This is a genomic window from Acinetobacter sp. Ac_5812, assembly GCF_013072695.1.
Taxonomy (GTDB): Bacteria; Pseudomonadota; Gammaproteobacteria; order Pseudomonadales; family Moraxellaceae; genus Acinetobacter.
In genome coordinates this window covers 215,786-241,828 of sequence record NZ_LXUK01000022.1, presented here as the reverse complement: position 1 = coordinate 241,828, position 26,043 = coordinate 215,786, and the positions used below count along the sequence as shown (strand labels likewise).

The 26,043-nt window shown below is 41.2% G+C and carries 25 protein-coding genes; 11 read left to right on the top strand and 14 right to left on the bottom strand.

Annotated elements, in window-relative coordinates:
- Positions 1-107 precede the first annotated feature (107 nt).
- From A7P55_RS14495 to rtcA, 4 genes are all read left to right on the top strand, one after another.
- Entirely contained in the window at positions 108-1,376 is a 1,269-nt protein-coding gene (locus A7P55_RS14495; protein ID WP_171552635.1) for an RtcB family protein, read from the top strand.
- Between the two features lie 2 nt (positions 1,377-1,378).
- Complete coding sequence (locus tag A7P55_RS14490) at positions 1,379-1,762, top strand: hypothetical protein (protein WP_171552634.1); 384 nt, start codon at positions 1,379-1,381, stop codon at positions 1,760-1,762.
- A 12-nt stretch (positions 1,763-1,774) separates the two neighbouring features.
- Complete coding sequence (locus tag A7P55_RS14485; protein WP_171552633.1) at positions 1,775-2,233, top strand: DIP1984 family protein; 459 nt, start codon at positions 1,775-1,777, stop codon at positions 2,231-2,233.
- Between the two features lie 258 nt (positions 2,234-2,491).
- Entirely contained in the window at positions 2,492-3,550 is a 1,059-nt protein-coding gene (gene rtcA / locus A7P55_RS14480) for an RNA 3'-terminal phosphate cyclase (protein ID WP_171552632.1), read from the top strand.
- Between the two features lie 173 nt (positions 3,551-3,723).
- Here rtcA and A7P55_RS14475 read toward each other — a convergent pair whose 3' ends face one another.
- From A7P55_RS14475 to pheA, 4 genes are all read right to left on the bottom strand, one after another.
- Complete coding sequence (locus A7P55_RS14475; protein WP_171552631.1) at positions 3,724-5,184, bottom strand: aminoacyl-histidine dipeptidase; 1,461 nt, start codon at positions 5,182-5,184, stop codon at positions 3,724-3,726.
- A gap of 103 nt (positions 5,185-5,287) precedes the next feature.
- Positions 5,288-5,671 carry a hypothetical protein gene (locus A7P55_RS14470; RefSeq protein WP_005294741.1) on the bottom strand — a complete coding sequence of 128 codons (384 nt, stop codon included), beginning with the start codon at positions 5,669-5,671 and terminating at the stop codon, positions 5,288-5,290.
- A gap of 290 nt (positions 5,672-5,961) precedes the next feature.
- A complete protein-coding gene (locus A7P55_RS14465) occupies positions 5,962-8,211 on the bottom strand; it encodes a bifunctional prephenate dehydrogenase/3-phosphoshikimate 1-carboxyvinyltransferase (protein ID WP_171552630.1) in 2,250 nt (749 codons plus the stop codon).
- A 127-nt stretch (positions 8,212-8,338) separates the two neighbouring features.
- Complete coding sequence (pheA, locus tag A7P55_RS14460; protein WP_005153565.1) at positions 8,339-9,448, bottom strand: prephenate dehydratase; 1,110 nt, start codon at positions 9,446-9,448, stop codon at positions 8,339-8,341.
- A gap of 191 nt (positions 9,449-9,639) precedes the next feature.
- Here pheA and A7P55_RS14455 point away from each other — a divergent pair, with 191 nt between their 5' ends.
- Both A7P55_RS14455 and A7P55_RS14450 read left to right on the top strand, forming a co-directional pair.
- Complete coding sequence (locus tag A7P55_RS14455) at positions 9,640-10,575, top strand: alpha/beta hydrolase-fold protein (protein ID WP_171552629.1); 936 nt, start codon at positions 9,640-9,642, stop codon at positions 10,573-10,575.
- A 116-nt stretch (positions 10,576-10,691) separates the two neighbouring features.
- The gene (locus tag A7P55_RS14450) at positions 10,692-11,315 is read left to right on the top strand and encodes a hypothetical protein (protein ID WP_171552628.1); all 624 of its coding nucleotides are present in this window, start codon (positions 10,692-10,694) and stop codon (positions 11,313-11,315) included.
- Positions 11,316-11,367: 52 nt separating this feature from the next.
- Here A7P55_RS14450 and A7P55_RS14445 read toward each other — a convergent pair whose 3' ends face one another.
- Complete coding sequence (locus A7P55_RS14445) at positions 11,368-12,513, bottom strand: acyl-CoA dehydrogenase family protein (RefSeq protein ID WP_171552627.1); 1,146 nt, start codon at positions 12,511-12,513, stop codon at positions 11,368-11,370.
- Between the two features lie 247 nt (positions 12,514-12,760).
- On the opposite strand from A7P55_RS14445, the gene A7P55_RS14440 reads away from it, so the two are divergent.
- The gene (locus tag A7P55_RS14440) at positions 12,761-13,756 is read left to right on the top strand and encodes a glycosyl transferase family protein (RefSeq protein ID WP_171552626.1); all 996 of its coding nucleotides are present in this window, start codon (positions 12,761-12,763) and stop codon (positions 13,754-13,756) included.
- Between the two features lie 39 nt (positions 13,757-13,795).
- On the opposite strand, the gene A7P55_RS14435 is transcribed toward A7P55_RS14440, so the two are convergent.
- From A7P55_RS14435 to A7P55_RS14425, 3 genes are read right to left on the bottom strand one after another with little or no spacing between them, the layout of a single operon-like run.
- Positions 13,796-14,209 carry a hypothetical protein gene (locus A7P55_RS14435; protein WP_171552625.1) on the bottom strand — a complete coding sequence of 138 codons (414 nt, stop codon included), beginning with the start codon at positions 14,207-14,209 and terminating at the stop codon, positions 13,796-13,798.
- A 60-nt stretch (positions 14,210-14,269) separates the two neighbouring features.
- The gene (locus A7P55_RS14430; RefSeq protein WP_171552624.1) at positions 14,270-14,542 is read right to left on the bottom strand and encodes a DUF1315 family protein; all 273 of its coding nucleotides are present in this window, start codon (positions 14,540-14,542) and stop codon (positions 14,270-14,272) included.
- Positions 14,539-15,447 carry an NAD(+) kinase gene (locus A7P55_RS14425; RefSeq protein ID WP_171552623.1) on the bottom strand — a complete coding sequence of 303 codons (909 nt, stop codon included), beginning with the start codon at positions 15,445-15,447 and terminating at the stop codon, positions 14,539-14,541. Before A7P55_RS14425 ends, A7P55_RS14430 begins: the two co-directional genes overlap by 4 nt.
- 234 nt (positions 15,448-15,681) lie before the next feature.
- Here A7P55_RS14425 and mrcB point away from each other — a divergent pair, with 234 nt between their 5' ends.
- On the top strand, positions 15,682-18,093 hold the full coding sequence (mrcB, locus tag A7P55_RS14420) for a penicillin-binding protein 1B (RefSeq protein ID WP_171552622.1): 2,412 nt from the start codon (positions 15,682-15,684) through the stop codon (positions 18,091-18,093).
- Between the two features lie 20 nt (positions 18,094-18,113).
- A complete protein-coding gene (locus tag A7P55_RS14415) occupies positions 18,114-18,671 on the top strand; it encodes a tetratricopeptide repeat protein (protein WP_005204291.1) in 558 nt (185 codons plus the stop codon).
- A 2-nt stretch (positions 18,672-18,673) separates the two neighbouring features.
- On the opposite strand, the gene A7P55_RS14410 is transcribed toward A7P55_RS14415, so the two are convergent.
- Positions 18,674-19,585, bottom strand: coding sequence for a thiamine phosphate synthase (locus A7P55_RS14410; RefSeq protein WP_171552621.1), 912 nt, complete (start codon positions 19,583-19,585; stop codon positions 18,674-18,676).
- 177 nt (positions 19,586-19,762) lie between these two features.
- Between A7P55_RS14410 and A7P55_RS14405 the strand changes: the two genes are divergently transcribed.
- Positions 19,763-19,933, top strand: a complete 171-nt coding sequence (locus A7P55_RS14405) for a hemin uptake protein HemP (protein ID WP_004653932.1) — start codon at positions 19,763-19,765, stop codon at positions 19,931-19,933.
- Between the two features lie 94 nt (positions 19,934-20,027).
- On the opposite strand, the gene A7P55_RS14400 is transcribed toward A7P55_RS14405, so the two are convergent.
- From A7P55_RS14400 to tsaA, 5 genes are all read right to left on the bottom strand, one after another.
- A complete protein-coding gene (locus tag A7P55_RS14400) occupies positions 20,028-21,362 on the bottom strand; it encodes an ATP-binding protein (protein ID WP_171552620.1) in 1,335 nt (444 codons plus the stop codon).
- A 5-nt stretch (positions 21,363-21,367) separates the two neighbouring features.
- On the bottom strand, positions 21,368-22,027 hold the full coding sequence (locus A7P55_RS14395; RefSeq protein ID WP_171552619.1) for a response regulator transcription factor: 660 nt from the start codon (positions 22,025-22,027) through the stop codon (positions 21,368-21,370).
- Positions 22,028-22,126: 99 nt separating this feature from the next.
- Positions 22,127-22,492: a NirD/YgiW/YdeI family stress tolerance protein gene (locus tag A7P55_RS14390; RefSeq protein WP_171552618.1), complete on the bottom strand. Its 366-nt coding sequence runs from the start codon at positions 22,490-22,492 to the stop codon at positions 22,127-22,129.
- 87 nt (positions 22,493-22,579) lie between these two features.
- Positions 22,580-24,358 (bottom strand): ATPase, T2SS/T4P/T4SS family, encoded by a 1,779-nt coding sequence (locus A7P55_RS14385; protein WP_171553254.1) that lies wholly within the window; start codon positions 24,356-24,358, stop codon positions 22,580-22,582.
- 48 nt (positions 24,359-24,406) lie between these two features.
- The gene (tsaA, locus tag A7P55_RS14380) at positions 24,407-25,120 is read right to left on the bottom strand and encodes a tRNA (N6-threonylcarbamoyladenosine(37)-N6)-methyltransferase TrmO (protein ID WP_171553253.1); all 714 of its coding nucleotides are present in this window, start codon (positions 25,118-25,120) and stop codon (positions 24,407-24,409) included.
- A 118-nt stretch (positions 25,121-25,238) separates the two neighbouring features.
- Here tsaA and A7P55_RS14375 point away from each other — a divergent pair, with 118 nt between their 5' ends.
- Positions 25,239-26,018, top strand: a complete 780-nt coding sequence (locus A7P55_RS14375; RefSeq protein ID WP_004806522.1) for a ferredoxin--NADP reductase — start codon at positions 25,239-25,241, stop codon at positions 26,016-26,018.
- The last annotated feature ends 25 nt before the right edge of the window (positions 26,019-26,043 follow it).

Genomic DNA, 26,043 nt, shown 5'->3' with positions numbered 1-26,043 from the left:
AGTTGGCACACTCGCTGCAATAGTATAAACACACAACATCATTGGGATCTTGTGAATATCACCTGCCTGCAAACGCTTGGCAGGCAGGCTTTGAAAGGAAAATGAAAATGTCTGTCGTTGAACAAATCAACCAACAAGCTCAATTTGAACAAGAACAGCAACAACGTGCTTATCAGGTTCTACAAAATGAAAAAAGTATGCCGGTGAAAATGTGGACCAATGGTGTACTTGTTGATGACAACTCGAAACAACAATTACTACAAACAGCACAAATGCCCTTTATTTATAAATGGATGGCAGTGATGCCAGACGTTCACTTTGGTTTAGGTGCAACGATTGGAAGTGTAATTCCAACCAAAGGTGCAATTATCCCTGCTGCGGTAGGTGTCGATATCGGCTGTGGAATGATGGCGACTCGTACCAACTTAACCGCTTCTGATTTACCTGATAATTTACATGGCTTACGTACTGAGCTTGAACGTTTAATTCCACATGGAATGACCAAACGTGGACGAGATAAAGGTTCTTGGGAAACACCACCTGAAATGGTAGATCAAGCTTGGGCTGATTTAATTGCAGATTTTGAGTTAATCTGTATGAAGCACCCTCGCCTAAAAAATACCAATAACCGTAAACAATTGGGAACTTTAGGAACAGGAAATCACTTTGTAGAAATCTGTTTGGATGAACACGATCACGTTTGGATTATGTTGCACTCAGGTTCACGCGGTGTCGGTAATGCTATCGGTAATCATTTTATTGAGCTTGCGCGTAAAGATATGCAGAAGCACTTTATTAATTTACCCAACAAAGATTTGGCTTATTTAATCGAAGGAACTGAACATTTTGATGATTACTGGTTTGCAGTAGGTTGGGCACAACGCTTTGCCATGAAAAACCGTGAAATCATGATGCAGTCTGCGATTAAGGCCTTGGCAACGATTATTCCAAAACCATTTCAAGCACGTTTGGAAGCCGTAAACTGCCACCATAATTATGTGGAAAAGGAAGAACATTATGGCGAAGAAGTGATGGTGACCCGTAAAGGCGCTGTACGTGCACGTTTGGGAGAGTATGGAATTATCCCAGGTTCCATGGGTGCCAAGTCCTTTATTGTTCGCGGTCTTGGAAATCAGGAGTCATTTTGCTCATGTTCGCATGGTGCAGGACGTGTAATGAGCCGTGCTGAAGCAAAACGTCGATTCACTGTTGAAGATCAGATTGCGCAGACTGAAGGTGTGGAATGTCGTAAAGATGCTGCTGTGATTGATGAAATTCCTTCGGCCTATAAACCGATTGAAGATGTCATGAAAGCGCAACAGGATTTGGTTGAAGTGGTTTATACATTAAGACAAGTGGTTTGTGTTAAGGGTTAATCATGAAAAAGGATTGTTTAGATATTCGAAGCTTTAGAATCAGAGCAAATGAGGAAGCCCATCTCATGCTACCTGAGCAATCCTATTTCATCATCTTAGTTGTGAATGCTGAACAAATCCTACCTCAATGGCGTAATTGGATTTGTGATCAGATTGTCCACTCAAAACAATGCATTCAAGCAATGGTGACAGGACATGAGTGCTCTATTTGGGATGATATCCTAGACGAAACCTATCTAGATTTTTATAACTATCAACCACCAATCAATCATTGCTTCATGACAACTTGGCATGAAAATGAAACTTTAGAAGATATTACCGAATTCGCAAAATTTAGTATGCAATTGGAAGATATTTCAAACTTAGTCATTGTACATATTGAATAAAAGGTAAATAAAATGAAACTCGCAGAAGCACTTTTACTGCGAAGCGATCAACAAAAAAAGCTCGCTTCATTAAAACAACGGATCAACGCCAATGTATTGGTACAAGATGGTGATGAACCAAGTGAAGATCCAAATGAACTCATCAAACAAGTATTTGCTTTAACCCAAGAAAGCAATCAATTGATTTGTCGTATTCATTTGACCAATGCACAAGCAAAGTTAGAAGACGGCAAAATACTGCTGTCTCTATTAAGCTTACGTGATAGTTATGCTGAGCAGCATAAGATTCTCATAGATGCAATTGCCAACACCCATCGTGAACCTGATCGTTATAGCTCACGTGAGATCAAATGGCAAAAAGTTATCCCTGTTTCTAGCTTGCAAAAACAAGCCGATGATATCAGCGCGAAACTCCGCGATTTAAATATCAAAATTCAGGCAGCCAATTGGCAGATTGATTTAATTGAGTAAACAAAAAATTTTGTGAATTTAGTTCACAATCACAGTTTGGACATACTGGGCGAGTACAAGATCCCGCTTTACTCCGATCTGAGGGATTGAAAATAATTCAGGCGGCTATGGCAGCATGTGAGCCGTGCATCAATCTTCACTAATCAGGCTCAGCACCATGTACCTAGTAAACCTTTGCCAAAAGCAAAGTCACGCGTTACTTCGCATTACCATGTACTGACAGTATGTTCATTTAATTAGAAAATAAGGAAAATAGAAGTGAATAAAGCTTTGGCAAATATGCCAGCAACCATCCAGATTGATGGTTCACAAGGTGAAGGTGGTGGGCAAATTTTAAGAACCGCCCTTGCCCTTTCGATGATTACAGACCAAGCATTTGAATTAATCAATATTCGTGCTGGACGTAAAAAACCGGGTTTAATGCGTCAGCACTTAGTTTGTGTACAGGCATCCCAAAATATCAGCCAAGCCTATGTGGAAGGTGCTGAACTTCATAGCCAGCGCTTGTACTTTGCACCGCAGCATGTACAAAGTGGAAAATACCAATTCCAGATTGGTTCGGCAGGAAGCACAACACTGGTTTTGCAAACCCTATTGCCAGCCTTGTTATTGCAAAATGAAGCCAGTGAACTCACTATCACAGGCGGTACTCATAATCCACTTGCGCCAACGGCAGATTTTATCGAGCATTGCTTTTTGCCTACGCTCACAAAGCTGGGGATCGAAAGCGAATTTAAGCTAAATAAAGCGGGCTTCTTCCCAATTGGTGCAGGTGAAATTCAAATCAAGATTCAGCCATGGCTACATCGAAACAAGTTAAATCTATTAGATCGTGGCGCTTTACAAAGTACTGAGGCTTTTGCAGCGGTATTGAATCTTTCAGAAGAAGCACAAATCGCAGAACGAGAATTAACAACTTTAAATAAAAGACTGAAACTAGATACGCAACAGCAGTTCCATTTAAATGGAATTAGCCAAGGCAATACGGCGTATGTCAAAGTTGAGCATCAACACCACACTCAGCTATTTACTGCTTTGGGTGAAATGCGTAAAAGTGCAGAACAAATTGCCAATCATTTGGCTGAACAGGTGAAGCAATATATTGATTCCCAAGCCGTAGTAGATGAGTATTTAGCAGATCAGTTGTTATTGCCTATGGCATTGGGTCAAGGTGGTGAATTTACTGCACAATGTATTAGTGAACATACCCGTACTCAGGCCACGATGATTGAAAAATTTATTGATTGTGAAATTAAGTTTATCGAACTAAACAAAAACCTGTTTCAGGTCAAAGTAAATCATGACAGCAAAATCTAAAGTTCCATTATTTTGTATTTTTCTACCACAATTAGTATTGACTATCGCGGCGGCGGCATGGATGCCGCCCTGTTAGACTGCGGTAGCAAGGACGTACCGTCAGTCTAACAAAAGGGTTTTGTTACTTTTGCCCAGTCAAAAGTAAAGTATGATTATTGAATCTTAAACAGAAATTACTCGATAGATTCTAGCGCCGTCACCAATAACTCCCAACATTTCTCGACCGTATCTACTTTAACCCTCTCACCCGGCGCATGCGCCCCTTGAATATCAGGGCCAAACGATACCATCTGTAAATTCGGATAATGTTCAGCGATAATGCCACACTCCAAACCGGCATGAATCACTTTCAAGTTTGGCTCAATCTTAAATGCAGATTGATACGCTTGTTGTAAACATTTCAATGCAGCCGAATCGGGATTTGGTGTCCAGCCCGATACTAACGGCGTTAACTCAGATTGAATCTGGAAATTAGCAAAGTGCTGTTGAATATTTTGTGCAAATGTCAGTGCTTCTTGGTTCACCATCGAACGAACCATAATTAATGTTTTCGCTTCATCTTTAGTGATTTTAACCACACCAATATTATTCGAGGTCTCAACCACATCGGGTAAAGTAGTACTCCACTGTGCAATACCATAAGGACACGTTGCCAATGCCTGTAACCAAGCTTGTTGCTGCTGTAAGGTAATAACTTCGTTTACCTGATTGGCATTTTTTTGTACGGTGATTTGCAGCTGATCATCAATGCCCTGTAGTTTTTGTTGCCATTCAGCCTGTGTAGCTTGAATTGCTTTTTCTAGACCAGCCAATTGATCTATCTCAATTGCAATGGTTGCCACAGCTTCGCGTGGGATAGCATTTCGAGCCGATCCACCGACAAATTCAACCAGTCGACCATTGGATTGTTCTAAATTTTCATTGAGGAAATTGGCTAGAATGACATTGGCATTACCACGACCTAAATGAATATCAACCCCAGAGTGACCACCTTTCAAGCCTGATACCAGTAAATCTATATAAATTAAATTTGCAGGTGCTGTTTCATATTCAAGTGACTGTTCTACTTCTAGGTCAATACTGCCTGCGCAGCCAAGATACAACTCGCCCCATTCTTCGGTATCAATATTAAAAAGCCACTGTCCAGTTAACACACCTGACTCAAGTAAACGAGCACCGCTCATTCCTGCTTCTTCATCAATGGTTAGCAGAACTTCAATCGGCCCGTGCGCAATATCGCTAGATTCTAATACAGCCAGTGCAAGTGCTACCCCAATACCATTATCGGCACCCAAGGTAGTATTTTCAGCAATCAACCAGCCATCTTTTAATACAGGTTGAATGGGATCTTTAAAAAAGTCATGTTGCGTACCACGATTTGCCTGAGTCACCATGTCTAAGTGCCCTTGCAAAATCACACCTGCAACGTGCTCTTTACCTGCTGTAGCAGCTTTTCGAATAATTAAATTACCAATGTCATCGACATAAGTTTCCAAGTTGCGCTGTTCCGCCCAATCTTTTAAATGTTGTCTGAGTTGTTGTTCATGCTTGGATGGTCGAGGAATCGTACATAAGGTCTCAAAATGTTGCCAAACCGCTTGTGGTGATAATTTAGAAAAATCGACCTGTATCATGCACCTATACTCTCAAATAAAGCGTGTAAAAGAACATACACCATACACCCAAACGGCGATGATGGTAAATCACTTCATTTAAGATGGTATTCGCAAAATGAACTTAGCTTTTCCACACAAACTGAGAAAAACTATGTTCTGCTTTTAAGCTATTTTCAACAGCCTGAGCCAATTGGCGGATAATGCTTTGTGTCTCTATCTTTTCAAACCAAGCTTGTTCTTGCTGCGGATTGGCAGAGATTTCACACAGAATATGACCTTCTGTATCCTGCTGAGAGCAGAGAATAGACAGTGGAAGTTGATGATTGTCGATACGCACTTCAATTTTTTCATGCTCATGACGAATATGCTGTGCATCAAAACCATATTGTTCTAATTGTTTATACAATAATGCAGCCACATACTCTTGCGTGATATAGCACTCGTTGGGTGGATGCTCGACCATCCCATGTTTTGGGCAATCTGCTATAAATTGCAACGTTTTCATGCTATTCCCTCTATTTTTATGTTTTTAACTCTGGATCACAGAGTAAATCCGACGCGAACGGTAAGAATTATTATATATACAATTGTCTTTAATAGATTAGCTGATTGTCTTAGTTCTATGGCTAAATTGATAAATTTAGACCCGATTAGATATGTACATCTACAAACTCAGCATTTTTATTATTTAAACGTTTTTACCTTATGTTTAGCCAATTGTTTTTATGAATATGCTTATAAAAAAAGCAGCATTTAACTGATTAATTCAGCTAAACACTGCCTTTCCAGATCAGCTTATGGATTCACAACCTGTAAATCCAAACCTGCTGTATTTGCAAGTTCGGTGAAGGTTGGAAAACTGGTTGCCACAGTTTCTGTACCATGAATGGTAATATTACCTGAAGTACGTAAACCAGCCATACTAAAACTCATGGCAATACGATGGTCATGGTGTGATTCAATTTCACCGCCAGTGAAAATGGCAGACCAGTCACCAGACTTGCCTTTACCGTCAATGATGATGCCATCGTCGGTTGGGGTACAGTCAATGCCCATAGTTTTTAAACCATCTGCCATCACTTGGATACGGTCAGATTCTTTAACACGCAGCTCAGCAGCACCAGTCAGAACCGTTTGGCCTTCTGCACAAGCAGCCGCAATGAATAATGCTGGGAATTCATCAATGGCTAAAGGCACTTGATCTTCAGGCATATGAATGCCTTTTAGTGTACGAGAACCTTTGATATGAATATCTGCAATCGGTTCACCACCTGCAATACGTTCATTTTCTACGCTTAGATCAGCGCCCATTTGCTTAAGAATTTCAATCACACCTGTACGCGTTGGATTGATCCCAACCGCTTCAAGAATGACATCTGCACCTTCAGTAATTGCAGCGCCCACCATAAAGAATGCAGCAGATGAAATATCAGAAGGCACTTGAATATCAGTACCGACTAACTTGCCGCCACCCACAAGCGAGATTTTATTGCCCTCGGTTTTCACATCATAACCAAAAGCACGCAACATACGCTCAGTATGGTCACGGGTTGGTTCTGGCTCAGTCACCGAAGTTTCACCCGCAGCCCATAAACCAGCCAACAAAATACCTGATTTCACTTGAGCAGATGCCATTGGTAAATCGTATTGAATCCCTTTAAGGGCTTGGCTACCTGTGATACTGACGGGTGGTGTACCTTTCTCACCCGTAGTTTGGATTTGTGCACCCATTTCACGTAATGGCTTAGCAATACGCTCCATTGGACGTTTAGACAACGATGCATCACCGGTCATCACTGAATCAAACTTCTGTGCAGACAACATGCCTGACAGCAAACGCATACTAGTCCCTGAGTTACCCATATACAAAGCGCTTGCTGGTGCTTTTAAGCCTTGCATGCCTACACCATGAATAGTGACTTCACCATTCTTCGGTCCTTCAATGCTCACACCCATATCACGGAAAGCCTGCAAAGTTGCAAGTGCATCTTCCCCTTCCAAGAAGCCTGTCACATGCGTTGTGCCTTCTGCAATCGCACCAAACATAATGGAGCGATGTGACACAGATTTGTCACCCGGTACGGTGAATTTACCTGTAAATGTTTTCTTTCCCGGTAAAATGGTAAATTGCTGTGTCACCTTGTTTTTCTCCATCAAAGGTTTTTTGGCCAACATATGGTTAAAGTGCTGACGTGCTGCTTGAGCATGCCCGAGCAGTCCCATCAACGCTTGCGAATCTTCCTGTTCAATCAATTTCTTTAAAACGGACAATTGCTGTTCAAAACCATCAACAGCATTCAAAATTGCGGTTTTATTGGCAAAGAAAATGTCATGCCACATCTGTGGATCACTGGCTGCAATACGCGAGAAGTCACGAAAACCTCCAGCAGCATAGCGGAAAATATCTAAATTATCCTCACGATTTGCCAGTTGTTCGACCAGGTTGAATGCCATCAAATGTGGTAAATGACTGGTATGTGCCAACACTTCATCGTGTTTGCTAACATCCATGCAAATCACTTCAGCTTTTGCCGCAGACCAAAGTTGAATCAGTTTTTCAACAGCCCAATCAGCACTGGTCGGAAGTGGTGTCAAAATCACTTTATGATTGACAAATAAGTCAACTTTTCCTGCATGTACACCAGTATGTTCAGCACCCGCAATCGGATGACCTGGTACAAAACCGACTGGTAGATTTTCACCAAATACTGCTTTTGCCGCTTCAACAACATTGCCTTTGGTACTGCCCACATCGGTAATAATGACATTGTCTGCAAGATAAGGCTTGATCTGTTCCAGCACTTTTTGTGTTGCACGAACGGGTAAGGCTAAAACAATTAAATCTGCATCCTGAACTGCTTCTTCAGGCGTTGCATAACCGCGTTGGATAAGACCGAGTGCCTTGGCATCTTCTAATGTTTTTTTTGAGCGTGTGGAAGCCACAATTTGAGCTGCAAGTTGTTCAGCTACAATCACACGAGCGAGACTCGACCCAATCAGTCCAAGCCCAATAAATGCAACTTTCTTAAATAATGGTTGAGACATAAAACATGTTTGCCTATGTAAAAATCTCCCCTGAGAAGCACCCCGCTTCGTAAGGTCTTTATAAAGAGGGGGAACTCCTCCCTTTTTAAAGGGAGGCTGGGAGGGATTCAAAATACAATAAATAGACCTATAAAACAGCGATTGGATATGAACCGAGTACACGTAATTCTTTCACCATTGGACGAATTTCTTCCAATGCCGCTGCAACATTTTCCTGACCGATATGTCCTTCTAAATCAATAAAGAACACATAAGCCCATTTCTCAGGTAAGGCAGGACGCGTTTCAATACTGGTCAAGCTGATTTGATGCTTGGCAAATGGCGCAAGAATTTCCAGTAAAGCACCGGCACGATCATGCGCAGAGATGAGTAGCGAAGTTTTATCATTCCCGCTTTGAGGAATCTTCTCACGGCCAATCACAAGGAAACGTGTGGTATTTTCAGGGTTATCTTCAATATTGCTATGTAAAATCTCAAGGTTGTACATGCTTGCTGCAATATCAGATGCAATCGCTGCTGAGTGCCATTCATTACGAATACGGCGCGCCGCTTCTGCATTTGAGTTCAGTGCAACACGCTCAACCCCCGGATAATGAGCATCTAACCATTTACGGCATTGTGCCAAGGTTTGCTGATGTGCATAAATCTGCTTAATGCTGTCTTTACGGGTATTTTCAGATACCAAGAATTGGTGATGGATACGCAGTTCAACTTCACCAATCACATTCACTGTCGATGATTTAAAGCAATCTAAGGTATGGTTGACAATCCCTTCTGATGAGTTCTCGACTGGAACGACACCATAATGTGCGCTGCCCGCTTCAACTTCACGGAATACTTCATCAATGGTTGGTAATGGACGCACAACCGCATCTTTACCAAAATGCTTTAATACAGCAGAATGGGTATAAGTGCCTTCAGGCCCAAGGAATGCAATACTTTGTGGTGCTTCAAGTGCCAAACATGCTGACATGATTTCACGGAACAAACGCGCCATGGTTGCATCAGACAAAGGCCCTTGATTACGCTCCATCACTTTCCGTAGCACTTGCGCTTCACGTTCAGGGCGATAAAACAGCGGATTTTCTTCGGATGCAAATTTCGCTTTGGCTACCGCTTCTGCAAGCGTGGCACGGCGGTTGAGTAACTCTTGGATTTGTTGATCAACACTATCAATATCGTTACGAATTTGGTCTAAATTAAGTGAATTCGATGTGTTTTGTCCATCGTTTACCATTGAATGCAGCCTCAGCAAAATCATCTATAAGAATGGATTACAATTCATCTGTGAATTGATTATCCGAGCTAGTATAGCAACACTTTAAGCTATTAAACACGCTGAGTTTTAACTCTTTTTATTACCAAACTTTATTGATAATGATTTTCATTATATATTGCTAGCAAAATTTCACTGCTTGCGAATAAATTATGTTTAAACGACTTGGTATTTTGACTTTTGCTCTGCTCATGGCTACACCCTTGGCTTTTGCTCAACCCAACACCGCGAGTTCAAATAAAGCACCTCTCAAATCACAAACCAATATTCAACAAAGCTTTGTAATCGCATCTAAATATACAAAACATGATTATCTGATTCAGATCTCTGTTCCTGCGGGTGAAACTCCAGAGCAAGGTTTTCCAGTACTATATGTATTGGATGGTAATGCTGCTTTTGAGAGTGCTGCCAATATTGCTAAATCAGTGGGTGGTGGTGCCAATCGCTTGGGTTTGAGTCCTGTCGCCATTGTTGCGATTGGATATCCCAAACAAAGTACTTTTGATGTAGAAAAACGGGCTTTAGATTACACACCTAAAGCATCGGCTGAATTTCAAAAACAAGCCAAGTACAGCTATGGTGGTGCAGACCAATTCATTCAATTTATAGAAAAAGAGCTGAAACCTGCCGTTCATGCAAAAATCAAAGTCAATCCACAGCAACAAAGCTTGTTTGGACATTCCTTTGGCGGACTGTTTGTTTTACATACATTCTTTAGCCAACCACAAATGTTCCAACGTTATATCGCTGCCAGCCCTTCACTCTGGTTTGACAACTATGCCCTATTAAACCGTCAGACAGATTGGTTAAAGAACCAAAATAAAACTCAAGATCTTATGCTGATGACCACAGTGGGGACACATGAGCACGGTCGTAGCCCAACACCAGATGCTGAATCTTTGCAGAAGCAGAATGACTTTTACCAAATTTTTAATCAGCAACGTTCACCGCATTTCTTGTTCTGGAATTATCGACATCCTGCTGAGCAGCATCTTACCAATATGTATGCTAGCTTACCGAAAGCGATTATGTTGGCAGGTTGTCAGCCGCAAAGTTGTTCAAATCTCTTTGATGAACCAACACCATAAAATCCTGAATAAACACCGCTACATTTAAGCGGACGATTCGATTCGCTTAAATTTGGACCTTTCAGTAGCATAGATTGGTTATACTGTCTGAAGATGTCATAACAACAGTAAATAGAATGAATAAGATTTTCGGCTTAGCTTTATTAAGCTTGATCAGTATCGGTTTAAGCGCATGTAGCGGTTGCCCCATGATTGCGGGTTGCAATGGTACTGATCGCTCACCTTACTTTATCAGCCCAGTGAGCAGTCAAGCTCGGGGAATTCCGATCCCCCCTCAAACCAAGCTCACCTATCAATCACAACACTTTAGACAGACCCATCAGCAAACTCATACTTTAAAAGAACAAAACCTAACAGGCATCGCCCTTCCTGAAAATACCGCCATCCTTTGGGGCGGTATGCCCGTTGAGCAATTTATTCAATATATCGATCCCGCAATGAAGGGTTTTTTTGTCTATCCAGCAAGAGGCTTTAAATCAGAACAATCGAATGCATTTCTAAATTTATGGAAAAGTTGTGAAAGCGATTTAAGCATTTACTTAAAAAACACCAATGACTGGTCATTTAATCCATCTAATATGCAAATACGAGGCTGTGGCCGCTTTCAACAACGCAGTGCATATACGGAAGACAGTTTTCGGCAAGATGAAGCCGATGAGTTTCTACGCAAGATCAATCAAGCCTTGCAACAATTACCTAAACAACAGAGCTACCCTGTCATCCGGCAACCGAGTAAATAGTGAAAACAAAACAGCCTGCTCAAAAGTAGGCTGTTTTGTTAGATAATACCAATTAAGCCTTACCGATAATGCCACGTGCCACAATTTCTTTCATGATTTCGTTGGTACCGCCGTAAATACGCTGAATACGTGCATCAACAAAGAAACGTGAAATTGGATATTCAGTCATATAACCGTAGCCACCAAATAATTGCAGCAAGTTATCAGCAACTTTCATTTGCATATCACTACTAAAGCTCTTCAATGCCGCAGCAGTTTCAACATCCAATTTGCCTTCATTGTATAAAGCTACGTTTTGATTATAGAAAGCGGCTGTTGCTAATTCATCAATCTTCGCTTGTGCCAATACAAAGCGTGTATTTTGGAATTGAGAAATTGCCTGTCCAAAGGCTTGACGCTCTTTTACATATTGCGTCGTAATATCAATCGCACCACGAATCGCGCCTAAAGCGGTTGATGCAATCGCGGTACGTTCACGTGGAAGTTCTTGCATTAAATAAGCAAAACCTTGCCCTGCTTGACCCAACAATTGATCCTTAGGCACTTTGACATTATCAAAGAACAATTCTGAGGTATCTTGTGAATGTAAGCCAATTTTGTCGAGGTTGGTGCCCTTTTTAAAGCCTTCTAAGTGCGTATCCACCAACATGAGTGACACACCTTTAGCGCGTGCTTGCGGATCTGTTTTAACGGCAAGAACCACGAGATCAGCATGCTGACCATTTGAAATAAAGGTCTTTGAACCATTTAACAGATAATGGTCATCTTGCAAGATGGCACTGGTCCGCATTGCTTGTAAATCTGAACCAGCACCTGGTTCAGTCATACCAATTGCACCGACCACTTCACCCGATACCATTTTGGGTAACCAGTACTGTTTTTGTTCTTCTGTGGCAATGTGCTGGATATACGGCGCTGCGATTTCTGAGTGGCATGAAATCGCGGTGGATAATGCACAGTAGCCTGCACGTGCAGACTCTTCAACCAGCATCAAGGAATAATGGGTTGGTACACCATAACCACCATATTCTTCTGGTACATCGACACATAAGAATCCATTTTCGCCCAATGCGTTCCAGACTGAACGCGGCATGATGCCTTCACGTTCCCATTGCTCATAATGCGGTGCAATCTGCTCGCTCATAAAGCGTTTAAAGTTATCGCGGAAGAGTTCCAAATCTGAATCATAAGCTAACATCATTATTTCCTTTCGCTTTCATTGTTTTTAAAAATTTGTTCGCAGTCATGCTAATAACTTTTAGATGGGATGTCATGTCCCGTTTACATCAAATCACTAGACTGATTCGGTCAATAATTTTGTTTGCATCGCCAATATCTAAACCACAATTGCTTATTGATTAAACAGCGTGTTGGTTTTTTTATGCTACGCAGCCCAGTTTTATGTCATATTCATTTTATTCTTTGTGACAATCTTCAATACGACCATGAACACAAAACGTAATATCTATAAAACCGCAGAACATCCCTTTGCTCAGTATGTTCGTATTTTAGGTAAGGGCAAAACAGGTTCTCGTTCGCTCAGTTATGAAGAAGCCTATCAAGCTTTTAGCATGATTTTAAAAGATGAAGTACTCGATGTGCAGTTGGGTGCATTCTTGATGCTGTTACGTGTTAAAGAAGAATCTGTCGATGAACTGGCTGGATTTGTTCAAGCCACGCGTGATCAACTCAATTTTCAGCCACTTGAAGTTGATCTTGATTGGTCCTCGTATGCCGGCAAGCGTAAGCACTATCCGTGGTTCTTATTGGCAGCGCTGACTTTAGCCCATCATGGTTACAAAATTGTGATGCATGGTGCATCGGGGCATACCATTAATCGTGTCTATACCGAACAAGTTTTACAATTCTTAGGCTATTCAATTTGTCAAAATGAACAAGATGTCCGAGAGCAACTTGAACAGCACAATTTTGCCTACTTGCCACTTGAAGTAATTTCACCGATTTTAAGTGAGTTAATCTCACTACGGAATGTGATGGGGCTTCGCTCGCCAATCCACACCTTGGCACGCTTGATTAATCCGTTTAATGCCAAAGCGACCCTACAAGCAATTTTTCATCCAGCTTATCGTACTTCACATCAACAGACTGCGTTCCGTTTGGGTTATCAAAACAGTGCAGTGATTAAAGGTGAAGGTGGTGAGTTTGAACGTAATCCTGATGCCAAAACTTTGATTTGTGGGATTAAAAATGGTGAGTTGTACGAACACGAATTACCGAAGTTAACACCTGACCGTAGCCCGATTGAAGAAGAGCTTGATTTAGCCGTGTTTAAAGCAGTGTGGTTGGGTGAACAATCTCATGAATATGGAGAGTTGGCAGTCGTTGAAACCATGGGAATCGCGTTGTATACCATGGGCGTAGTCAATAGCTATGATGATGCAATGGATAAAGCCAAAACGTTGTGGAAGAGCCGTTTCTAATTATACCAATGACCAAGGTTATATCGGATAGCCTTGGTTTTAAGGTTCAATATAATAAAAATCTGGCCAAAACGGATATTCCTGACCTGAAGAATGAATATTTCTTAAGCTCAATTGATCACCTATTTTGATTGTAATCTTATTTGAATCGTAAGCACCTGAAAGATAAGCATCTCGTTTTTGACCAATAAGCGTCTTACAGTATAAATGATGTGCTTTGATCTTTTGCGAGCTTGGCATTGTTTGAGCACCCATCACCTGAATCCCAATCAATAACATAGGATAACCATCGTTCTTTATCCTTGTATATTCGGCTTGGGGAGAAGTGTATTTCTGACTCGCAACAACCTTTACCTTGAGTAAACATTCAATAGGCTGTTTAGCCAATGCAGCACCACTAAACAAAAGGTATATGAGAGATGATAGTGCGTAAACAGGTTTTAAACGTTTCATAAGATTCTTTATTATATTTTGATCAACATAAAAAGCCCAGTAATCACTGAGCTTCTTAAATTAGACAAAACGAATTGGCTTAAATTCAGGTTCGTGTTTGTGATGATCATCATCACATTCCTCGCCTTCCTCTTTGGTAGCACGATCAATATAGCCACTGCGTTGTTCTTTTGGCAAATGTTCCATTTCCCATGCATACACCGCTTGCATACAAATTTCACGCTGTTCTTTGGTTAATGCAATACCATTTGGCCATTTGCCAATTTCAACAGCAGTACGAAGACGCTCAACAATTTCAGGATTTAAAATAGCGAGCATTTGTTCAATATTCATGAGTCATCCTGTTGAAAAGATTCAAAATCTTGATTCCACCCCAATTTGGTACGACATGCCATATAGAAGTCATAACCGGGTGGATGTAATAAGCTTAGTTTAAACGGATGTTTGCGAATATGCACAGTGTCACCGACATTTAATGCAACACTATGTTGTCCATCGGCACTGACCATCGGCAAAACACGGTTTTCCCGAATGGTAATCTTTACCTCACTTTGCCCACCAACCACGATGGGTCGTGATGACAAAGTATGCGGATGCATCGGCACCAAGGCTATCGCATCCATACTCGGATGTAAGATTGGCCCGCCACCTGAAAGTGAATATGCGGTTGAACCTGTGGGGGTTGAAACAATCAAGCCATCACTGTGCTGACGATAGACATATTGCCCATCAATATTCAGTTCAAAATCGATCATATGAACCGATTTCCCAGAGTGTAAAACCACATCATTCAATGCAATTGCATCATAAATCGTTTCACCATTGGTTCTGACTTCCATTTCCAACAAGAAACGGCGATCCAGTTGAAACTGACCTTGCAAGACCTGATCAAGCTTAAAAATAGCTTCTGCTGGCTTAATATCGGTTAAGAAGCCCAGTCGACCACGGTTAATTCCAATTACAGGCGTATTATGTCGAACCAATGCACGTGCAGCATGTAAAAGTGAACCATCACCACCTACAACTACAACTAAATCAACCACTTCCCCAAGTAAATTTCGGCTCACTGTCTGCCCATAACTATAAGGCACCAGTTTGGCTGTTTCCTGATCAAAAACGGGGTTTAAACCTAAAGTGATCAAATGATCATGAATTAAACATAACGTTTCTACTACAGAATACTTGTCTGGCCGTCCAATTAGACCAATATTTCGAAAGGATTTATGTGAAATTTGCACGAATAATTTAGCTCCGTCGCGATTACTGACTATCATATCATTAACAACCAATGTTGCGTTGATGATTGATTAAAAAGTATAAAAATGTCTATCCGTTGTTTTTTTATACGTTTAATGTCAACGCATTCTTAAAGTTTTTATTGCATGTTGCTATTTATTCACAGTTTTATGATTGCAAAATGACAATAAGCTATCGCATCATTACCGACATTGTTTTGGTTTTAACGCAAATCTATGAAGTTTGAACGTGGTATTGGTTTTCTAGCACTCATTTTCTCAATGTTAGTGATAGGTGTCTTTGTTGCTTTTAGTATCTATCTGATCCGCTTGGATAATATTATTCGTGACAAGTTTGAAGGTCAGCGTTGGGACATCCCTGCCAAGGTGTTTGCTCGCCCATTAGAAATCTATTCTAGTGCACCGATTACTCAAGAGAATTTTACCCAAGAGTTAAAATTGCTGGGTTACAAAAACACAGCGAACTATGACAAGTCTGGTAGCTATGTAGTACAAGGCAACCAGATGTATGTACATACCCGCGGTTTTGACTATGGCGATAGTAATGAACCTGAGCAAGTGCTAGAACTTGCTTTTGCTGATGGTCAGGTCAGTGAAATCCGTTCAACCAAGCCTTCGAATACAGGCGTTGCTCGTTTAGAGCCTTTATTGATTGGCGGTATTTACCCGCAACATAATGAAGATCGTGTCCTCATTAAACTGAATAAAGTGCCAAAAACGCTGATTGAAGCATTGATTTCGACAGAAGATCGTAACTTCTATCATCATCATGGTATTTCGATCCGTGGTACCGCACGTGCTTTGGTTAGTAACGCCACCGGTGGTCGACGTCAAGGTGGTTCAACCCTAACGCAACAGCTGGTTAAAAACTTCTATCTCTCTCCAGAGAAAACGTTAAAACGTAAAGTCAATGAAGCCTTAATGGCTCTACTGATTGAATTGCATTACAGCAAAGATGAAATTCTGGAAGCGTATTTAAATGAAGTAAACTTGGGACAAAACGGCAGCTATTCAATCAATGGCTATGGTTTGGCATCGCAATTTTACTTTGGCCTACCTCTACGTGAACTGAATATCTCACAGCAAGCCTACTTGGTTGGTCTGGTTCAAGGCCCATCTTTATATAACCCTTGGCGTAATCCTGAATCTGCGAAAAAACGCCGTGATGTTGTTTTAAACAACATGAAAGTGATGGGCTATTTAACAGAAGCAGAATATCAAGACGAGATCGCACGTCCATTAAACGTGGTGAGTAAACCAACTTTAGGCCCTGCAAAATTCCCAGATTTCTTAGATATTGTGCGTCGTCAACTCCGCACTGAGTATCAAGAAAGTGATATTACCAATCAAGGCTTAAGAATCTTTACCACACTTGATCCAATTGCACAGACCCAAGTCCAAAATGCATTTAAGAGCACTGTCGATCGTTTAGCTAAAGCTAACCCTGCCCGTTTGAAAAACTTACAAGGTGCAGTATTGGTTGCTCATCCTGAAAATGGTGAATTGGTTGCAGCTGTGGGTTCCACTCAAGACTTTACCGGCTTTAACCGTGCCTTAGATGCTAAACGTCAAGTGGGTTCATTACTCAAACCAATTATTTATTTAAATGCAATCGAATCTGGGCGTTATACATGGGCAAGCCCGATTGAAGATAGTGCAGTCAATATTCCAATTGATGGCGACAAGAGCTGGACACCAAAAAACTACAGTGGTGGTGAACATGGTGTTGTGCCAATGCAACAAGCATTAGCGAATTCATACAACCTTTCTACTGTACGCTTAGCAAATGAATTTGGTTTATCTGCATTCAGCAATAAGCTCAAACAATTCGGGGTAAGTTCTGATATCCCTGCTTACCCTTCGATTTACCTTGGTGCTGTAAATATGTCACCAATGGAAGTATTGAGTATTTACGGTAATTTTGCGACAGGCGGCTTTAAATACCCACCACGTTCAATTCGTACCGTAGTCGATGCCAAAGGTCATTTACTGGAACGTTATGGCTTGAATGTACAACAAACCATCGACCCAGCAGCTGCATACATTATTAACTATGGTTTACAGCAAGTGATGCGTTCTGGTACGGGTCGTTCTGCATATAACAGCCTACCAGAATCACTGAATTTAGCAGGTAAATCTGGAACTACAAATGACACCAGAGACTCATGGTTTGCAGGTTATTCTGGCAATCATGTTGCAGTTGTCTGGTTAGGTCTGGATGATAATAAAGTGACAGGCTTAACCGGTTCGTCAGGTGCGTTGCCTGTGTGGACCAATGTAATGAAACAGCTCCGTCAAGAACCTGTCAATCTGTGCCAAACCGATAATGTTCAATGGCAATGGATTGATAGTGCCAGCGGTGATTTATCTGCTCAAGGCTGTGATGGTGCGATGTATATTCCTTTACTGCGTCAGACTGTACCACGTCGTGCAACCCTATGCGGTCAATCTCACTACGAAGTAGAACCAACTTATATTCCGAACAATGAAACACCTGCAGATGATCATAATGACGGTATAAGCAACTATATTCGTGAAAGTGAAACTCAAATGGATACAGATTTATCCAATCACACTCCAACACGCGTTATTTCTAGCGGCAGCTATAACGGTAACAGTGACAATTAAGTTTACAAGGATGATTGGACATGATGAATAAAACCACGGTTCTACTTGGTGTGCTACTACTCGCGGGTTGTACAACTGCACCAGAGAAAACCACCAAACCAGCAAATCAGCCACCAACGAGTAGCTCGCAAAAGAAGAAGGTCACCCAACCTTCTTCTGGTGTAAAAATTACACCTTATGAACAGAAAGAAATTAAACGTCAAAGTGTTCCCGTTGTTGTTCCGCAACAGAAGGTTCAGCAAAAGTTTAATGATGGCAGTCAGTTGCCTGCATTTAAAACCTTAATGCAAAAAACACAGGTCGCTTATAAGCAGCAACAACTGGCAGAAGCTGAACGTTATGCCCTTCAAGCACAACGGATTGCACCACAAGCCACAGAAACTTATTTGTATTTGGCAATGATCGCTGATCAGCGCAAAGAATATGCCAATGCCGAAGCATTGGCACGTCGTGGCTTAAGTTATGCGCAAAGCAACGCTATGAAGAAACAGCTCTGGTTTATCATCCTGAAAGCCAGTGAAGCACGCGGTCATACCATTAAGGCCCAAGAAGCACGTAGAACCATTCAGACACTTTAAGCTTAATCAATTGAACTAAACTGACGGATTCCAGCAAGCCCATAAGCATGATGTTTTTGGGCTTGTTCTAAATCTGCCGGTGCAACCCCACCTAAAGCAAATACAGGAATATCACTATTCTGTGCCAATTCCTGAAAACGATCCCAACCTAATACTTTCGTATCTGGATGCGTCTCAGTGGCATGTACAGGACTCAAAAACACGGCATCACAGCCAATATGCTGAGCGTGTTGTAACGACACAGCATCGTGACAGGCAGCGATAAAGCGTTTCCCCACGGCCAAGCCACCTTTACTTAAACTCATCAGCTGCGATTGCTTTAAATGAATGGTCTGTATCTTGTTTTGCAGTTCTACACTTAGTTTTTGCCACAGATCGAGATTAACAATGAGTTTTCCCAATTGATCGACCTTTAAAGCGTCCAGCTGCTGCCCAATTTGCTTAATACCATCCATTTGTGTACGCCAATACAATAGCGCCTCTTGTTGAGGCAAAGCATCAATCTGATCGCTAATTTTAATCAGATGTGGCCAACTTAAACGTTGCAGAATCGCGGCATTGGCTTTCGGGAAATTAAGATCAATCAATTGATCACGGTTATACCAAGCCCATGGTTGATGAATAAGGTCAAGTAACTCATCAGGAACATAGGCATGGAATAAGTGTAGATTGACAATGATGTCTTCATATTCATGTCGAATCACATCAAAAGCATGCCATTCTTTTAAACCAATACCAACTTCCTCATAAATTTCTCGACGACAAGCCTGTTCAGGTGTTTCACCCTCCTCAACTTTTCCGCCAGGAAATTCATGTTTATTGCCTTGATGTTGGTTTGCTTGTCGCCAACCCACTAAAACTTTAGTTTTATGTAATAAAATTGCGATCGCAACATCAACTGTAGCCTTTGTCATAACCGTTTAAAATCTCTCAGCTTTTCATATTCATTCTAAGGAATTCCACTCGGTATTCCCATGTCAAAAAATAAAATTAATAGATGATTTTGTAAATTCTTAAAATTTCCGTTGACAGGCCTATTCGATAATGATTATCATTTAAAACATTAAAAAACACACCACGGAGCATAACAAATGAACGCACCATTCAGCCTATTTACTCGTAGTACCGATGCAGCTCAATCATTGCCAATGTTGCATTCGAACAACCTTTTTGCCTTAGGTCGCGAAATCCGCATCATGCATGCTGGTGAGGAATATCGCTTACGTTTAACCCGTAATAATCGCCTGATTTTAACGAAGTAATATAATAATAATCGGACAATAACAAGAAACGTGGGAATAGCAGTATGTCAGCGCATACTGCTTTTTTAGTTTGTTTGCATAATAAAAAATAAGATCAAATTTTGAAGCTTATCGTGACTTTTAGACCACCGTACTCAGATTGGTCAAACTCCATTTTTCCATGATGCAGCTCAATAATTTTTTTACAAATGGAAAGCCCTAAACCAGAACCTTGTGTTTTGCTTCCTAAAGCACGATAGAAACGTTCGCCCAAACGTGCCAAACTTTCTGTACCCATCCCTTGCCCTTCATTTTCTACAATCAAAGCCAAATATTGCTGCTGTTGCTGTAAAGTGATATAGACTTGTCCATGTTCTGGCGTATATCGAATCGCATTATCTACAAGGTTTCGAACACAGGTAAAAATCAACTGCTGATTCGCAAGAATCTGACCCTGCACATCTGATGCAACCTGCCAATGCAATTGGATATGCTTTTCCTTGGCAAATAAGTTAAGTGCCTGTATTGCCTCTTGAACATTCTCCTGCATCGAAAAATAAGTCTTGGGCAAGTTTTCCGCGTGCTCAGGATCTAATCGAGCCAACAACAATAGATTTTCTAAAGTTTGAATTCCACGATTCACATCTTGCTGCATTTGTGAAAAATCTGCCGTACGTTCTGGATATTTACGCTGCAATAACTGCAAACGCATCTGGATTGCGGACAATGGTGAACGTAACTCATGCGATGCATCTGCAGTAAAGCGCTGCTCTGCCTGCAACGCATGATCTAGGCGCTGTAATAGCCGATTTAACTGACTCAGCATAGGCTGTAATTCTTTTAACTCCACCTCACCCGCTTGAACGGGAGTAAGATCATCCGCATTCTTGGCCGAGATTTGTTTTGATAATTGATGAATCACGCTAAATTGTCGCTTAATCAGAAAATGCAGCATGATCCATTGCATTAACCACAGCAAAATTAAGACCAGTGCATATCCCATAAAGCTATGCAGCAAATCTTGAAACCGTTCTTCTAAAGGTTGCAATATCAACACTTGCATATGCGAATTTTCATCTTCACCAGCATAACTTCGCCATAACTGACCTTTCTGCCAAATCAAACCGTAGTCGCCATGTGCTGCATCAATCAAACTGTAATGTTGTTGATCGAGTTGAAAGTCTTCTGACTGGGTGAGTACTTGCTGCTGATTGCTCAAACGATATTGAATATCAAACTGATCACTGAGTTCATCAATTTGCTGCCCAGAGGGGCTGGTTAAATCCGCGATAAGTAGCATATCTGAAATCTCATCCATGATTTCATCTTGTACTTGCATGGTTTGGTACACAGAAATGACCGCGAATAAAAGCAATGCCACACAGCCAGCGACAATTGAACTGATCAAGGATGTTTTAACCAGTTTCGTTTGTAAGGACACCTCTTTCATTGCTGTTATTCCTGATACATGCGATAACCTAAACCACGAATGGTTTTGATATATTGCCCACCAATTTTTTTACGAATTTGATAGATAAATACTTCAATGGCATTACTTTCAATTTCATCGCCCCATGCATATAAAGATTCTTCTAGTTGTTCCCGTGTCAAAATATGATCGGGCTTTTGCATGAGTTTATGCAAAATCTGAAATTCTTTGGCGGTCAGATTAATGGCCTGTCCAGCTTTGCTCAGTGTTTTGGCTTGTGGGTCTAGCTGTAAATCAGAAAAATGTAGATACTGCCCTGTTTGGGCTTGATGCTGGCGTAATTGTGAACGAACCCGAGCCGAGAGTTCCTCTAAATTAAATGGCTTCACCAAATAATCATTAGCACCAAGGTCTAAGCCTTCAACCCGATCATGAATATGATCTTTGGCTGTAATAAAAATAACCGGAGTTTTACTGTCCTGACGGCGAATTGCTTTCAGAATGTCATCACCTGTAGCCCGTGGTAAGCCCCGATCCAATAAGATGCAATCATATTGATGCTGCTCGATCGCTAGAATAGCGTGATCGCCACGTTCGACCCAATCGACGCTATAACCATCCATCTCAAGCCAGTCCTTAACACTCTCTGCCTGAGAGGCATCATCTTCAGCCAATAAAATTCGCATAAAATAATCCTCTCTCTTGATCTATAACATTTTCTGAGAATGAAGCATAAGCAAAAAACCACATGATTGTCATGTGGTCTTTTGGGATCATCAGCTTACTTAGAATTGAACTTGATCTACATCAACCTCAACACGTTTGGTTGGTTTATAGTCAATATCAATTTCACCAATCAAGGTCACAGGTGTTTTTGCCGATACAGCTTTACCTTGCCATAAGTCATCATCAATATCGACGGTGATTGAACCAGTTTGATCGCTAAACTGATATTTCTCATCGCCAGTAGCCTTCACCACATAACCTTTTAATTGCACTGGCGTATCATCTTTCATCGTCAATGCTTGTTTAACTGTAGTCGTTTGAGTGGGTGCTATCGCCTGTTGATTCACAGCATTTGTATTTGCAACTGCAAAGGTTGTCACACCAACCAAACCAGCAATTACTGCAACTTTAGAAAAAATGTTCATCTTTATACCCTCATCGTGGTTCATCATTTCGATGTAGTCATTAAAACAAATGAAGATGAGGTGAATCTGAAGATTAAAATTTTCTGTTTAACTCAAAGGCACCACACGTAAAACTTCTTCCAATGTGGTTACCCCTTCAAGGACTTTACGTGCCCCTGCAATACGTAAGGGCTCAATCCCTTCTTTTTTGGCTTGCGCCCTTAAATCATTAAGTGTGCAATTTGCAGTGATCAGCGACTTTGACTCCAAACTCACTGGCATGAATTCATAAATGCCAACACGGCCTTTATAACCGGTATGACGACACGCTTCACACCCCACCGCTTTATACATCGTTGTCGGCATGTCCATCATATAGTCAAAAGTAAGATGTTCCCATTCTTGTTCATTGATGGCGGTTTCCTGTTTGCAATGCGGACAAAGACGACGCACCAAACGTTGTGCCAATACCCCTAAAATTGTTGCTGCGGTAAGGAATGGCTGGATTCCAAGATCATGTAAACGAGTCAAACTCGACGGCGCATCGTTAGTGTGTAACGTAGAAAGCACCAAATGTCCTGTTAATGCCGCTTGAATCGCCATATTTGCGGTATCGTGATCACGAATCTCCCCCACCATAATAATATCGGGATCTTGACGCATCAGCGCGCGTACACCATCAGCAAAACCTAATTCAATATTTGGATTGACCTGCATTTGGTTAAAGCTAGGCTCTAACATTTCAATCGGGTCTTCAATGGTACAGACATTAACCTGTTCCGTTGCCAACTGCTTTAACGATGAATACAGCGTTGTGGTTTTACCCGAGCCTGTTGGACCTGTGACCAAGATAATGCCATGACTATGCTGAGTGAGTTGCTGCCAACTCTGTAATAAATGCCCTTCAAAACCCAATTGCTGGAAACTACGGACCAACACTTCTGGATCAAAGATACGCATCACCAATTTTTCACCAAAGGCAGTAGGTAAGGTAGAAAGACGCAATTCTGTTTCTTGCCCTTTCGGTGTTCGCGTTTTTAAGCGCCCATCTTGCGGTTTTCGCTTTTCTGCCACATTCATACGACCAAGAATCTTTATACGTGAAATCACCGCGGTGAGCGTATTGGCAGGCATGTTATAGATCGTGTGTAAGACACCATCTATACGGAAACGCACCTTACCTTTGTCTTTTCGTGGCTCCAAGTGAATATCACTGGCACCTTGCTCGAAGGCGAATTGCAGCACCCAATCTACCAACTTTACAATATGTTGATCATTGGCATCTGGGTTTTGGGTATCGCCTAACTGCAATAAAGCTTCAACACCTTTATTTTCCCGATCGTAAAGATTAGAGTTCTGAGATGAACTGACCGCCCGACTGACTTGATAATATTCAACTAGATAACGTTGTAGTTGTTCGGGATTGAGCAGCACTTTCTCAATTTTCTTTGGTGCTAAGCTCCGCTCCAAGTTATTGAGCCATTCAGTGGTAAACGGTTGATCGGTTCCAATCAGAATCCGATCCGCATGTACTTCAACTGCCAGAATATGGTTTCTGGCCGCAAATTCTTGTGACATTACACTGGTTAAAGCAGCCACATCTGCTTTGAGCGGATCAATCACAAATAAAGGAATATCTGCTTTTTCAGCCAACCACTGACACAAGCGATTCATCGCTAGTGTGGAGCCCAGATTGAGTTGATCTTTTAAATTAAAATTGGCAATCCACTGCAAAGGATGCCATTTCAGTTGATCCTTCTGACGATGTGTGGTTTGGATGAGTAACTTATCTCGTTCAGTAATACGACCATCTTTCAGTAGTTGCTCTAAACACCACGTCACATCAATCGTAAACGAAAAGTTTGCAAATTTTGCCTGCGCTTGTATCACCGTCAGTTCCCCAAATGTATGACTCAATTATTTTTTTAAAGTTTTTTAGCTTTGCTCTACAGCTACAACTGTGACACTCCGATCATCCACTGTAAAACGAATATTCAATTCTGAAAAACACATGCCATAGACTCGCGCAGCATCATCTTGATACGCAGGTCTTGGATCTAAAGATAACACTTGTTCCAGTTCATCGAATATCTTTTTATCTAAAATCCTGTGCTTTAATAACTGTTGCTGTTGTGACTGTGCAGTTTCCGTCCAAAGTACTATTTTGCGGATTGGTTGTTCTTGCGCATAACCACTGACCGAATCCACAATTGCATCCGAATATTGGATATACGGTTTGATGTCTAAAATCGGTGTGCCATGCAGTAAATCACTGCCCATAACATAAAGGCGAACTGCTTTACCCTGCTTTTCAACACGTAAAAAACGTACTACAGACAAGCCGATGGGTGATGGTCGATACATGCTACGTGTCGCAAAAACACCGATTTTTTGATTACCACCGAGTCGTGGCGGACGCACCTGTGGACGAAATTTAGACATTTGATTCAAAGAGTTATCTTGATTTTTGTTTTCATGAAACTGCCATAGCAGCCACAAATGACTAAAATCTTCGATACCTTCAAAAGCCAGAATATCATTATAGGGTTCCGCCATCTCTATATAGGACTCGACTTGAACGAGATTTGGCTGTCGCGGAATACCAAACTTCTCACGATAAGGTGAATGCATATGGCCAATGATCGGCATGACTACTGAGTTGCTCATCACTTTTTCTTATAAACACAATTAAATATATTCAGTTTATCGAGAATGATTTTAGATTAGAATAGCCATCTGTTTCTTTTAACTGTGATCGAGACCTTTAATGGCTGCTTTTAACGTTGAACGCATTACTCATGTTCACCACTGGAATGACACGCTTTTCAGTTTTAAAACTACACGCGACACCAGCTTACGTTTTAAAAATGGTCAGTTTGTGATGATCGGCCTTGAAGTGAATGGTAAGCCTTTAATGCGTGCTTATTCGATCGCGAGTGCGAATTATGAAGAAGAACTCGAATTCTTCTCTATTAAAGTACAAGACGGTCCATTAACTTCTATCTTACAAAAAGTACAAGTGGGCGACGAGATCCTGATTTCTAAAAAGCCTACAGGCACTTTAGTACACGACGATTTATTACCAGGTAAAAATTTATACCTTTTATCTTCTGGTACTGGCCTTGCTCCATTCCTTTCTCTACTTCGTGATCCTGAAACTTACGAAAAGTTTGAAAAAGTAATTATGGTTCACGGTACACGTTATGTATCAGAACTTGCTTACCAAGATCTAATCTTAAATGAACTTCCGAACCACGAGTTCTTTGAAGAATTAGGGATTAAAGACAAATTGGTATATTACCCAACGGTGACACGTGAACCGTTCCACACTCAAGGTCGTGTAACGACTGCAATTGAATCTGGCGAACTGTTTGAAAAAATTGGTTTACCACGTTTTAACCGTGAAACTGACCGTGCCATGCTTTGTGGTAGCCCTGCCTTCCTTAAAGATGTTGCAGCACTGCTTGATGAACATGGCCTGGTTGAATCACCGCGTATGGGCGTGATGGGTGACTATGTGATTGAACGTGCATTTGTTGAAAAATAAATTTTTTTATTAAAAAGGTGCTTTA